We start from the raw sequence: 12,960 nt of genomic DNA, 5'->3' as shown, positions 1-12,960 counted from the left end.
TTCGGTACGGCCTACACAAATAAAGAGGAGGGGCTCATGGCGCCGATCGCCTCGACGACGCTGCGTCGCGATGAAGTCCGTTCGGCGATCACCCGCGCGCTCGCCAGCGCGGCCGAACCTCTCCCGCCGCCCGAAAAGACAGAGGAGTTCGGCCGATATTTCCATCGTTACGGCGATGCGCGCATCGTGCTGCTGGGCGAGGCGACGCACGGCACGTCCGAATTCTATTGGGCGCGCGCGGCCATCACCCGCGAGCTGGTCACGCGGCATGGCTTCGACATCGTCGCCGTCGAAGCGGACTGGCCGGACGCCGCGCGCATAGATCATTTCGTCCGCCATCACGCTCCCAAGCCAGTCTCCGGGGAAGCCTTCACGCGCTTCCCCACATGGATGTGGCGCAATGTGGAAGTCGCGGCCTTTCTGGATTGGCTGCGCGACCACAATGCGCACAGGCCGCCCGAGCGCCGGGTGTCTTTCCATGGCCTCGACGTCTACAGCCTTAGCGCCTCTATCGACGCGGTCGTGGGCTATCTGGACCAGGTCGATCCGCAGGCCGCGGCGATCGCCCGCCGGCGTTACGCCTGCCTCACGCCCTGGCAGGACGAGCCGGCCGACTACGGGCAAGCCGTGCTGCGGGGGTGGCGGCGGCCATGCGAGGACGAGGCCGCAGCGCAGCTCGTCGGCTTATTGGCGAAGCGGCTGGACTATATGAAGAAAGACGGCGAGGCCTTCTTCGACGCCGCCCAGAACGCGCGCATCGTCCGCGCGGCGGAGCAATATTACAGGCTGATGTATCGGAGTTCGCGCGAGTCCTGGAATTTGCGCGACCGCCACATGTTCGAAACGCTTCAGGCCCTTCTCGCGCATCGCGGGCCTTCAGCGAAGGCCGTCGTGTGGGCGCATAATTCCCATATCGGCGACGCGGCGGCGACCGCCATGGGATGGGCGGGGGAATTCAACATCGGCGAGCTTTGCCGCGCGTCCTTCGGAAACGAAGCCGTACTCATCGGCTTCGGCGCCGATCGCGGGACGGTCGCCGCCGCCAGCGACTGGGGCGGGCCGATGGAGGTGAAGAGCGTGCGGCCGGCGCGCGAGGACAGCTACGAATACGCCTTCCGCAAGACGGGCCATGCGCGCTCCCTGACCGATTGGCGGCGGCGGCGCGATCCGGCGCTTGCCGACGCCTTGAGCGAACCCATGCTCGAGCGCGCCATCGGCGTCGTCTACCGCCCGGAGAGCGAATTGCTGAGCCACTATTTCGAGGCTGTGCTCGCGGAGCAGTTCGACGCTTTTTTGTGGATCGAGGAGACGAGGGCGGTAACGCCGCTCCCCGCCGCCCGTCCGCAGGGCGCGCCCGAGACCTACCCCTTCGGACTTTGAGGCGCGGCTTATGAAGAAGCCGGGCCGGCAGGATTCCCGCTGCGACGCGCGCGTCCGTTTTGCGCAGGAAATCCTCCGGCGTAAGGGAAGGTCTGGTGGGCGGTGAGAGGATCGAACTCCCGACATTCTCGGTGTAAACGAGATGCTCTACCAGCTGAGCTAACCGCCCTTGCCGCCCTCCGGGAGGAGGCGCGCGCACGGTTTTAGTGAGGGCGCGCGCGGGAGGCAAGCGGCGCTTGCGCCGAGAAACGGAACGGCCGCCGGAGGCGCCCGACGGCCGTGCGCGGGCCCGAGAAACCTTGTCCGGCGCCTTACTTGGTCTTGTTGAGCGCGGTCTTCAGCGTCGCGCCGGGCTTGAAGCGGGCGCTCTTGGAGGCCGGAATCTTGATTTCCTCGCCCGTGGCGGGATTGCGGCCCTTGCCGGCGGCGCGCTTCTTGACCGAGAAGGTGCCGAAACCCACGAGGCGCACCTCATCGCCCTTCTTGAGCGCCATGGTGATCCCGTCGATCACGGCGTCGATCGCAGCCGCCGCCGCAGCCTTCGAGCATTCCGTCTCGTTGGCGACGTGCTCGACCAGTTCCAGTTTGTTCATGGCCTTTTCCTTCTTTTAGCGCGCTGCGAGGCCGGCGATCGCCGCGAGAATGGCGGCGGCTCGAATCGTCGGCGCGTAGCGAGCGCGAGTGTTGGGTCCGAATCATTGGAAAGGCAAGGGATTGGCGCAATAGGCCCTCAAAAAATGCCGGAAAACCGGGAGAATCAACCGTTGCACTGAGGGAAACCCGTGGAAAATGCGGCTTTTTATTGGAGACGCCGCAGATCGGCGCGACAAAAAAGAGCCCCGTCCGAGGGACGAGGCTCCTTGTCGAGACAGGCGATGAACAGCGATCAGTGCGCACGCACGCCGGCGTCGTCATCCGCCAGGGCGGCGGCTCGCTTGCCGAGCGCCGCCGCGTCCTCTTCCCAGACGATCGGCGTCGGCTGGGAGACGAGGGCGTGCTGCAGCACTTCCTCCATGCGGGCCACGGGCACGATTTCGAGCCCGTTCTTCACCGCGTCCGGGATTTCCGCCAGATCCTTGGCGTTCTCCTCGGGAATCAGCACCTTCTTGATGCCGCCGCGCAGCGCCGCGAGCAGCTTCTCCTTCAGGCCGCCGATCGGCAGCACGCGGCCGCGCAGCGTGATTTCGCCGGTCATGGCGATATCCCGGCGCACCGGAATGCCGGTGACGATCGAGACGATGGCCGTCGCCATCGCCACGCCCGCCGAAGGGCCATCCTTCGGCGTCGCGCCTTCCGGCACGTGCACATGGATGTCGCGGCGATCGAAAAGCGGCGGCTCGACGCCAAAGTCGACGGCGCGCGAGCGGACATAGGACGCCGCCGCCGAGATCGACTCCTTCATCACGTCGCGCAGATTGCCGGTGACGGTCATCTTGCCCTTGCCGGGCATCATCACGCCTTCGATCGTCAGCAACTCGCCGCCAACCTCGGTCCAGGCCAAGCCTGTCACGACGCCCACCTGATCCTCAAGCTCCGCCTGGCCGTAGCGATATTTCGGCACGCCCAGATAGTCGGAGATGTTTTCCGCCGTGACGACGATCTTCTGCGTCTTCTTGAGCAGGATCTCCTTCACCGCCTTGCGGGCGAGGTTGGAGACTTCGCGCTCGAGATTGCGCACGCCCGCTTCGCGGGTGTAGCGGCGGATGAGCTCCAGCAGACCGTCTTCCGTCACCATCCATTCCTCCGGCGCGAGGCCGTGCTTGTGGACGGCGCTGGGGATCAGATGCTTGCGCGCGATCTCCAGCTTCTCGGTTTCCGTATAGCCGGCGATGCGGATGATCTCCATGCGGTCCATCAGCGGCGCGGGGATGTTCAGCGTATTCGCCGTCGTCACGAACATCACATTCGACAGGTCGTAATCGACCTCGAGGTAATGGTCGTTGAAGGTCTGGTTCTGTTCGGGGTCCAGCACCTCGAGCAGCGCTGACGACGGATCGCCGCGGAAGTCCATGCCCATCTTGTCGATCTCGTCGAGCAGGAAGAGCGGGTTGGAGGTCTTGGCCTTGCGCATCGACTGGATGATCTTGCCGGGCATCGAGCCGATATAGGTGCGCCGATGTCCGCGGATCTCCGCCTCGTCGCGCACGCCGCCGAGCGACATGCGCACGAATTCGCGCCCCGTCGCCTTGGCGATCGACTTGCCCAGCGAGGTCTTGCCCACGCCGGGCGGGCCGACGAGGCAGAGGATCGGGCCGGTGAGCTTGTTCGCACGGCTCTGCACGGCGAGATATTCGAGGATGCGCTCCTTGACCTTCTCCAGGCCGAAATGCTCGGCGTCGAGCACGTCCTGCGCCTGCTGGAGGTCGCGCTTGACCTTGGAGCGCTTGCCCCACGGGATCGACAGCAGCCAGTCCAGATAATTGCGCACGACCGTCGCTTCGGCCGACATGGGCGACATCTGGCGCAGCTTCTTGAATTCGGCGGTGGCCTTGTCGCGCGCCTCCTTGGAAAGCTTGGTGCTCTTGATGCGCTCCTCGAGCTCGGCGAGATCGTCCTTGCCGTCCTCGTCGCCCAGCTCCTTCTGGATCGCCTTCATCTGCTCGTTGAGATAGTACTCGCGCTGGGTCTTCTCCATCTGGCGCTTGACGCGCGTGCGGATGCGCTTCTCGACCTGAAGGACCGAGATTTCGCTTTCCATCAGCGAGAGGCACTTTTCGAGGCGGCGGGCGACGTTGAGCGTCTCCAGCACGTCCTGCTTGTCCGCGATCTTGACGGAGAGATGCGAGGCGACCGTGTCCGCGAGCTTGGAGAAATCCTCGATCTGCGTAACCGCGCCCACGATCTCCGAGGAGACGCGCTTGTTGAGCTTCACATAGCTTTCGAACTCGGAGATGACCGAGCGGCCCAGCGCCTCGGCCTCGACCGGATTGCCGGCGTCGTCGGCGAGCGCCTCGGCGTCGGCTTCGTAGAAGTCGTCGGCGCGCGAATAGTTCCGCACGGCGGCGCGCGCCACGCCCTCGACGAGCACCTTCACGGTGCCGTCGGGCAGCTTGAGAAGCTGCAGGACGGAGGCCAGTGTGCCGATGGAATAGATGGCGTCGGTCGCCGGGTCGTCGTCGCCCGCGTTTTTCTGCGTCGCGAGCAGGATCAGGCGATCGCTCTTCGTGACCTCCTCGAGCGCGCGAATCGACTTCTCGCGCGCGACGAAGAGCGGCACGATCATGTGAGGGAACACGACGATGTCGCGCAGGGGAAGGACGGGGTAGCTCTCGATGGCTCCCGGCGTTATGGCGTCGCGCTTTTCATTGCTCATCTTCGTGTCCTGCTTTCGTTTGCGCATCCCGCGAGGCGGCAATGCGAAAAATGCGAGCGACGGAGTATCAGTCGGAACTAGCAAGACTTAGGCCGTGGCGATTCGACCTCTCCCAGCCAGACCTTGGCCGCAGGGACGCTCGCTCACGCGTCCAAGCGCCGCCGGAGCGGCGGCGTAACAGCCCGCACGGCCCCGTTAACGCAGGAAATGGGATACTCAAACTGGCGATTCAAGGACGGCGTGAAAGAGGGGCGCGAGACCCCCCGCCGCCGTCGCGTAAATTGGGGCGGCGGCGCGCGCACTAAGCGCTGGCGCCGCTTTTCTCGCTGCGCTCCGCGTAGATATACAGCGGCCGCGCTTTGCCTTCAACGACTTCCGGCCCGATGACGACCTGTTCGACGCCTTCGAGGCCGGGCAGATCGAACATGGTGTCGAGCAGAATGCCCTCCATGATCGAGCGCAGGCCGCGCGCGCCGGTGTGGCGCTCGATCGCCTTGCGGGCGACGGAGGTGAGCGCCTCGTCCTGGAAGGTCAGCTCGACATTCTCCATCTCGAAGAGACGCTGATACTGCTTGACCAGAGCATTCTTCGGTTCGGTGAGGATTTTCTTGAGCGCGTCCTCGTCGAGATCCTCGAGCGTCGCAATGACCGGCAGGCGGCCGACGAATTCGGGGATGAGGCCGAATTTGAGGAGGTCTTCCGGCTGCACCTGGCGGAAGATGTCGCCCGTGCGGCGTTCGTCGGGCGCCTGCACATTGGCGCCGAAGCCGATCGAGGTCGAACGACCGCGGGCGGAGATGATCTTCTCGAGGCCGGCGAAAGCGCCGCCGCAGATGAACAGGATGTTGGTCGTGTCGACCTGCAGGAACTCCTGCTGCGGATGCTTGCGCCCGCCCTGCGGCGGCACGGAGGCGACAGTGCCCTCCATGATCTTGAGCAGCGCCTGCTGGACGCCCTCGCCCGAGACGTCGCGGGTGATGGAGGGATTGTCGCTTTTGCGCGAGATTTTGTCGATTTCGTCGACATAGACGATGCCGCGCTGGGCGCGCTCGACATTGTAGTCGGAGGCCTGGAGAAGCTTCAGGATGATGTTCTCGACATCCTCGCCGACATAGCCCGCTTCCGTCAGCGTCGTAGCGTCCGCCATGGTGAAGGGCACGTCCAGAATGCGCGCGAGCGTCTGCGCCAGCATGGTCTTGCCGACGCCGGTCGGGCCGATCAGCAGGATATTGGATTTGGCCAGCTCGACGTCGCCGTGCTTGGTGGCGTGGTTGAGGCGCTTGTAATGGTTATGGACCGCGACCGAGAGGACGCGCTTCGCCTGCGCCTGGCCGATCACATAGTCGTCCAGAACCTTGCAGATCTCGCGTGGCGTCGGGATGCCGTCGCGCTGCTTGACCAGCGAGGACTTGTTCTCCTCGCGGATGATGTCCATGCAGAGTTCGACGCATTCGTCGCAGATGAAGACGGTGGGGCCGGCGATGAGCTTGCGGACTTCATGCTGGCTCTTGCCGCAAAACGAGCAGTAAAGCGTATTCTTGGAATCGCCGCCGCCGACTTTGCTCATGATTTTCTCCCGATGAACCAACCCGCCGTGCGAATCGATCCAAACATATGATCTACCGGCCCTGACCTAACAAAAGGTGGAGAGGAGCGTCTCGCCTCTCTCCCTCTCTTGATGGCCGCGCCTTTCTGGCGCATGCTCCGGCGCCCGTCGAACCGCGCGGGACGCTCTCTCCTCCGCGCCCTCCTACTTTATTTTAGGCGCGCCCGGATTTGCAACCTTGTCACAAATCTTGGGGTTAGCAAGAACGGCGCCCCCCGCTCCGGCCCACCCTCCGGCCGGGGAGAGCCGTCAGCCTTCCATATCGAGTTTACGTTTAAGGCGGATCGCCCGGAATCGCCTAAACGCGTCCGACTCTAAAGACTTAGCGCGCCTCATGCGAAACCGGTTTCGCGCTTTCCGAAACGCGCCTAGGTCAGGATCTTGGGGACCCTGTTGAGCCTCAGCCGGAAGGCGTCCGGCATGCCGCTGCCGAGCAGCGGGCGCAGATACATACGGAAGGCGTCGGTCACGTCCGTGCCGCAGGGGCTGATGAACTCGTCCGGCATCACTTTTGTTTTGGCCGCGATTTGTTCAAGTGGGGTGAGCTGGTAGTCGACGGAATAAAAGCCCGTGCGGTGGATGGTGACGGAGCCGTCGCGGTCGCCCCAGATCGCGTATTGGACCGCCTTTTCACCCACTTCGCGGGCCTCGCGCTGGTCGACGTCGGAAACGCAGCCGACGAAGCTCCTCTGCACATAGCCGAACGTGTCGGCGCGCACGCGTTTGAAGCCCAGGCGCTTCTTGACGAGTTCGGTCAGCTCGTCGGCAAGGCCGCCGCCGCCGAGATGCACATTGCCATGGGCGTCGCGCTCCACCTGCCCGGCGAGCTTCTCCGCGATCGGCACATGGTTTTCGTCGCAAACGCCTTCCGACACGGCGACGACGCAGCGGCCATATTTCTCCATCGTGGCCTTCACGTCGGCGAGGAATTTCTCGACGACGAAAGCCCGCTCCGGCACGTAAATGAGATGTGGGCCGTCGTCGGGAAACTTCTTGCCGAGCGCCGAGGCGGCGGTGAGGAAGCCGGCGTGGCGGCCCATGACGACGGCGATATAGACGCCGGGAAGCGCCCAGTTGTCGAGATTGGCGCCGGCGAAGGCCTGCGCCACCCAGCGCGCCGCCGACGGGAAGCCGGGCGTATGGTCGTTGACCATCAGATCGTTGTCGATGGTCTTGGGGATGTGGACGGCGCGCAGCGGATAGCCGGCGTTCCTGGCTTCCTCGGAGACGATGCGGACGGTGTCGGACGAGTCGTTTCCGCCGATGTAGAAGAAACAGCCGGCGCCGTGGGCGCGCAGGACCCTGAAGATCTCCTGGCAATATTTCAGGTCCGGCTTGTCGCGGGTGGAGCCCAGGGCGGAGGAGGGCGTGTTCGCGACCATTTCGAGGTTGTGCGTGGTCTCCTGCGTCAGATCGACAAAATCCTCGTTGACGATGCCGCGCACGCCGTGGAAGGCGCCATAGACCCGCTCGACCTCGCGAAACTTGCGCGATTCCAGCACCGCCCCGACGAGCGACTGGTTGATGACGGCGGTCGGTCCGCCGCCCTGTGCGACGACGACTTTGGAGAAATCAATGGACGACACGCGAAGCTCCTGTCCAAGTGCTGCCGAATTCGCGTCTCCCGCGCGGGGCGCGCGACGAGGGCTTCCCGTGCGGGAGGCCGGGCGGGCGGCTTGGGCCCAGCGTGAATGTAGCCGCAATTTCCTCAACAAGAGGAAACGGGTTTGGCCGCGCGGACACTCTTATTATCAAAGACAACGGATTTCTATATAGACAGGCCTTTGCGGCCCCAAAATCAGCGCCCGCCCGCGCCCTTGGCGGACGCCTCTTCTTTTCGCCGGTGGGATGATGAATCGTCAGAGTGAGCTTCTTAAACATGTTTCTAAAGATGCGCGGGGCGTCGAAATCGGTCCTTATTTTTCTCCGCTGGCGCCCAAGCGCGACGGCTATAACTGCCTGTCGCTCGACGTTTTCGACACGGAGACCGTCAAGCGGCGCGCCCGGCTGGATCCGAGCCTGTCGGAGGAAAAAGTTGGTCTGATCGAGACGGTCGATCTCGTCGGGAGCGCCGTGCATATCGACGCGCTTCTGCGCGAAAAGGGCGTCGCCGGCGTCGACTATGTCGTCTCCTCGCATAATTTCGAGCATCTTCCCAACCCGATCGCCTTCCTGCAGGCCTGCGGCCGCGTGCTTAAGAAGGGCGGCTATCTCTCCATGGCGCTCCCGGACAGGCGCGCCTGCTTTGATTTCTTCCGCGCGCGCACCAGCCTGTCGGCCTGGATCGACGCCTATTTCGAGGGGCGCGAGCGGCCGACTCACGCCCAGATCTTCGACCAGGACGGCTCGATCGCGAGCTGGGGCGACGGCGAGAATTCCACAATCACCTTCTTATTCGGCTCGGACCCTGAAAAGATCACCGTCGCGCCGGCGCTGCACGAGGCTTTCGCCGCCTGGAACCGGAAGCGCGACGCCGCGGACCAGAGTTATTGCGACGTCCATTGCTGGGTCTTCACGCCAAGCAGCTTCCGCCTGCTTCTTTCGGATCTTTATTTCCTGGGCCTCTCGCCCTTCGCGGTGGAAGAGGTGACGGATACGACGGCGTCCGAGTTTTATGTCCATCTCCGCCATGAGGGCTACAAGACCTTCTCGGCGGAAGAGACCGGCGCTTATTACGCCGCGCGCCAGCGCTTCCTGCGCGACGCGGTCGCCGAGGAGGGCGGCGGGCAGGATGCGAAGATCTTCGACTACATGCGCGCGCGATATCGCCGCATCGGTCTGAACGCGCCATGGGTCTGGGCGCGGGCGCTGAGGCTGTTCTCACAGCGCCGGAGCGCGACGCTTGTCAGGCAATATCTGGCTGTCTGCGATTCCGTCTTTTTCGATCCGGCTTTCTATGCGCGGGCCTATGGCGTCGCCGACGCGGCCACGCATTACCTGCTCCATGGCGCGCAACTGGGCTTCGATCCCGGACCCTATTTCTCCACCCGCCTATATCTGGCATGCAACCCAGATGTCGCGGCGAGCGGCATGAACCCCTTGGCTCATTACGAAAATTTCGGCCGGCTGGAAGGGCGCAAGCCGGCCCTGCGAAAAGCGTGAACCGGCCCTTTCGCGTGAAAGCGCTCTAAACCTTTGGAAGCGATCGCGTCGCAGGAAGAAAAGGGACCGCTGTCCGACAGCGGTCCAAGTCGGGGGAGAACGCTCAAGGAGCGAGCGAAAGTCCTTTAAGAGGGCAGGCGCGGGTAACAATCAACCCTGCGGAGCGAGAAAGGCGCGTCCTGCGACGACTCGCCGCAGTCCTGTCAAGCCTCCGGGCGCGCCGTCCCCAGGATAGATCGGCGGCTTTTCCGCCGAGTCCGATTTTGTCACGCCGCAATAAAGGCGGACAGCAGCGCGAGGGCAGACAATAGGGCCGCGACGGCGCCGAGCGAACGGGCGACGCCGCCGGCCCTGCCGAAGCGCGCGCCGGACATTGAAAGGCCAAGAAAATACAGACAAATGGCCGCGATAAGAAGCTTGAGCCAGATGGGGTCGTCGGCGGCGGAAAATATCGGGACGACCATTTCGTGAGCCTTTATGATCCAGGAGAGGGCCTGCGGATCGCAGGCCCTTGATCTTGTTGGCCTACACCAGCTGTCCGTGACAGTGCTTGTATTTCTTGCCCGAGCCGCAGGGGCAGGGCTCGTTGCGGCCGACCTTACCCCAGCTATTGGGATCGGCCGGATCGCGCACCGGGGCCGGCGCTTGCGCCTGCGGCGAAAAATCCGCCGCGGCGAGGCGGGCGTTCAAATCCTCCAGCGCGGCGATTTCCGCGCTCACGCCGCCCGAGAGCGGGACGGGATTGGGATGCGACATCTCCATCGGCGGAAGCTCCGGCGGCGCCGAGGGCGGCGCCTCGAAGCTGACCTCGACGCGCATCAGCTGCGCGGTCACCGCCTCGTCCCACCGGCTCATCAGGCTGCGGAAAAGCTCCAGCGCCTCTGATTTGTATTCGTTGAGCGGGTCGCGCTGCGCCATGCCGCGCCAGCCGATGACCTGCCGCAGATGGTCGAGCGCAACGAGATGCTCGCGCCACAGCGTGTCCAGCGACTGCAGCACGACCTGCTTCTCGATCATGCGCATGAGCGGGGCGCTGTTGCGTTCGACGCGCTCCCCATAGCGTTTGTCGGCGGCCTCGAGCAGGCGCTCCTTGAGCTCCTCGTCGGCGATGCCCTCTTCCTTGGCCCAGTCCGCGACGGGGACGTCCAGATTGAGCTTGGCGCCCACATCCTCGGCAAGACCCTCGACATCCCAGGCCTCCGCATAGGCGTCGGCGGGAATGTGCTGCGAGACGAGATTGTCGACGACTTCCGCGCGCATGTCGGAGACCTGCTCCTCCACGCTCTCCTCCGCCATGATCTCGCGCCGACGCTCGAAGATGACCTTGCGCTGGTCGTTCATGACATTGTCGAATTTCAGAATATTCTTGCGAATGTCGAAGTTGCGCGCCTCGACCTTGTGCTGTGCCTTCTCGATCGCCTTGTTGATCCAGGGATGGACGATCGCCTCGCCCTCCTGCAGACCGAGCTTCACGAGCATGCCGTCCATGCGCTCCGAGCCGAAGATGCGCATCAGGTCGTCCTGCAGAGACAGGAAGAATTTCGAGCGGCCGGGATCGCCCTGGCGGCCGGAACGGCCGCGGAGCTGGTTGTCGATGCGGCGGCTCTCATGGCGTTCCGTGCCGATGATGTAAAGGCCGCCCGAGGCGAGCGCCTTCTCCTTGAAGGCCGCGACCTCCTCGCGGATTTCCGCCTCCCTGGCTTCGCGCGCGGGGCCTTCGAGCGGGGCGCATTCCTGCGCGACACGCATCTCGACATTGCCGCCGAGCTGAATGTCCGTGCCGCGGCCCGCCATGTTGGTGGCGATGGTGATCGCGCCCGGCACGCCGGCCTCCGCGACGATATAGGCTTCCTGCTCGTGGAAGCGGGCGTTCAGCACGGCGAACATCTTGGACGGCTCGCCCGAGCGCGCCGCCTTGTAGAGTTCGGACAATCCCTTGCCGTCGGCGAAGTCGATCATCTTGTAGCCCTGCTGGACCAGGAACTCCGCGAGCTGTTCCGACTTCTCGATCGAGGTCGTGCCGACGAGCAGCGGCTGCATGCGCGAATTCGCGTCCTTGATCTCTTCCAGGATCGCGCCGAGCTTTTCCTTCGCCGTGCGATAGACCTCGTCGTCGTCGTCGCGGCGCTGAACGGGGCGGTTCGTCGGGATTTCCACGACGTCGAGCTTGTAGATCTCGGCGAATTCGTTCGCTTCCGTCGCAGCCGTGCCGGTCATGCCGGCGAGCTTGTCGTAGAGGCGGAAATAGTTCTGGAAGGTGATCGACGCGAGCGTGACGTTTTCGGGCTGAACCTGCACGCGCTCCTTCGCTTCGAGCGCCTGATGCAGGCCCTCCGAATAGCGGCGGCCCGGCATCATGCGGCCGGTGAATTCGTCGATAATGACCACCTCGCCCTTGCGGACGATGTAGTCCTTGTCCTTCTGGAACAGCTTGTGGGCGCGCAACGCCTGATTGACGTGATGGACGAGCGTGACGTTGTGCGCCTCGTACAGCGCGCCGTCGGTCAGCGCGCCGGCCTCGATCAGCAACTGCTCCATATGCTCGTTGCCGGCGTCGGTGAGGCTGATCGAGCGCTGCTTCTCGTCGAGATCGTAATCTTCCGCCGACAGCCTGGGGATCAGGCGGTCGATCGTGTTGTAGAGGTCCGACTTGTCGTCGACGGCGCCGGAAATGATGAGCGGCGTGCGCGCCTCGTCGATCAGGATCGAGTCCACCTCGTCGACGATCGCGAAATTGTGCCCGCGCTGAACCATCTGCGCGAACTCATATTTCATGTTGTCGCGCAGATAGTCGAAGCCGAATTCGTTGTTGGTCCCGTAGGTGATGTCGGCGGCGTAGGCGGCGGCGCGCTCTTCGTCGGACAGATCGTGGACGACGCAGCCGACCGACATGTCGAGGAAGCGGTAGATCTGGCCCATCCAGTCGCTGTCGCGCTTGGCCAGATAGTCGTTCACCGTGACGACATGCACGCCCTTGCCGGCCAGCGCGTTGAGATAGACCGCGAGCGTCGCGACGAGCGTCTTGCCTTCGCCCGTGCGCATTTCGGCGATGGCGCCCTCATGCAGCACCATGCCGCCGATGAGCTGAACGTCGAAATGGCGCTGGCCCAGCGTGCGCTTGGCCGCCTCGCGCACTGTGGCGAAGGCGGGGACCAGAAGGTCGTCGAGCGTCCTGCCGGCCGCGAGCTGCTCGCGAAACTCGACCGTGCGGTTGCGCAGCTCCTCGTCCGAGAGCGCCGCGAGCTGCGGCTCCAGCGCGTTAATCGCTTTGACTTGCGGCGCATAGGTCTTGAGGCGGCGATCGTTGGCCGTGCCGAAAATCTTCTTGGCGATGGCGCCCAGCATCCCGCAAACCCTTCTTATGGCGCGCAACCGCCGGCGCAGGCGCCATTTCGGGCGGGCGGGGCGGAGCGTCGCAATGTCTTGGAAAAGCAACCGCTTGCGACAGCGACCGGGACCCCGGGCGTCAAGGCCGACGCGGCATTTCCGCCGGAGAGATAAGAGGGCGGGGAACCCTTGTCAATGTAAGGGTTGCCTTGGCAAAGGCGGGTTCCACGCG

8 protein-coding genes and 1 tRNA gene are annotated in these 12,960 nt (G+C 64.2%); 2 read left to right on the top strand and 7 right to left on the bottom strand.

The window, feature by feature from the left end:
- Positions 1 to 36 precede the first annotated feature (36 nt).
- A complete protein-coding gene (locus ACNHKD_RS18135) occupies positions 37 to 1,380 on the top strand; it encodes an erythromycin esterase family protein (protein ID WP_442754881.1) in 1,344 nt (447 codons plus the stop codon).
- Positions 1,381 to 1,473: 93 nt separating this feature from the next.
- On the opposite strand, the gene ACNHKD_RS18130 is transcribed toward ACNHKD_RS18135, so the two are convergent.
- From ACNHKD_RS18130 to ACNHKD_RS18110, 5 genes are all read right to left on the bottom strand, one after another.
- Positions 1,474 to 1,549, bottom strand: a tRNA-Val gene (locus ACNHKD_RS18130).
- A gap of 142 nt (positions 1,550 to 1,691) precedes the next feature.
- The gene (locus ACNHKD_RS18125; protein ID WP_442754880.1) at positions 1,692 to 1,973 is read right to left on the bottom strand and encodes an HU family DNA-binding protein; all 282 of its coding nucleotides are present in this window, start codon (positions 1,971 to 1,973) and stop codon (positions 1,692 to 1,694) included.
- A gap of 293 nt (positions 1,974 to 2,266) precedes the next feature.
- Positions 2,267 to 4,693: an endopeptidase La gene (gene lon, locus ACNHKD_RS18120; RefSeq protein ID WP_442754879.1), complete on the bottom strand. Its 2,427-nt coding sequence runs from the start codon at positions 4,691 to 4,693 to the stop codon at positions 2,267 to 2,269.
- 301 nt (positions 4,694 to 4,994) lie between these two features.
- Positions 4,995 to 6,260: an ATP-dependent Clp protease ATP-binding subunit ClpX gene (gene clpX, locus ACNHKD_RS18115; protein ID WP_442754878.1), complete on the bottom strand. Its 1,266-nt coding sequence runs from the start codon at positions 6,258 to 6,260 to the stop codon at positions 4,995 to 4,997.
- A gap of 407 nt (positions 6,261 to 6,667) precedes the next feature.
- Positions 6,668 to 7,885 carry a 6-phosphofructokinase gene (locus tag ACNHKD_RS18110; protein ID WP_442754877.1) on the bottom strand — a complete coding sequence of 406 codons (1,218 nt, stop codon included), beginning with the start codon at positions 7,883 to 7,885 and terminating at the stop codon, positions 6,668 to 6,670.
- Positions 7,886 to 8,147: 262 nt separating this feature from the next.
- Between ACNHKD_RS18110 and ACNHKD_RS18105 the strand changes: the two genes are divergently transcribed.
- Positions 8,148 to 9,401, top strand: a complete 1,254-nt coding sequence (locus ACNHKD_RS18105; protein WP_442754876.1) for a methyltransferase domain-containing protein — start codon at positions 8,148 to 8,150, stop codon at positions 9,399 to 9,401.
- A 266-nt stretch (positions 9,402 to 9,667) separates the two neighbouring features.
- Here the strand turns inward: ACNHKD_RS18105 and ACNHKD_RS18100 are convergent, their stop codons facing one another.
- Positions 9,668 to 9,865: a hypothetical protein gene (locus tag ACNHKD_RS18100; protein WP_442754875.1), complete on the bottom strand. Its 198-nt coding sequence runs from the start codon at positions 9,863 to 9,865 to the stop codon at positions 9,668 to 9,670.
- A gap of 61 nt (positions 9,866 to 9,926) precedes the next feature.
- Positions 9,927 to 12,746, bottom strand: a complete 2,820-nt coding sequence (gene secA, locus ACNHKD_RS18095; protein ID WP_442754874.1) for a preprotein translocase subunit SecA — start codon at positions 12,744 to 12,746, stop codon at positions 9,927 to 9,929.
- Positions 12,747 to 12,960 lie beyond the last annotated feature (214 nt).

Origin of the sequence: Methylocystis sp. JAN1 (assembly GCF_052186135.1) — a bacterium.
GTDB lineage: Bacteria > Pseudomonadota > Alphaproteobacteria > Rhizobiales > Beijerinckiaceae > Methylocystis.
The sequence above is the reverse complement of the archived record's forward strand: the minus strand, read 5'-3'. Positions and strand labels throughout refer to the sequence as shown.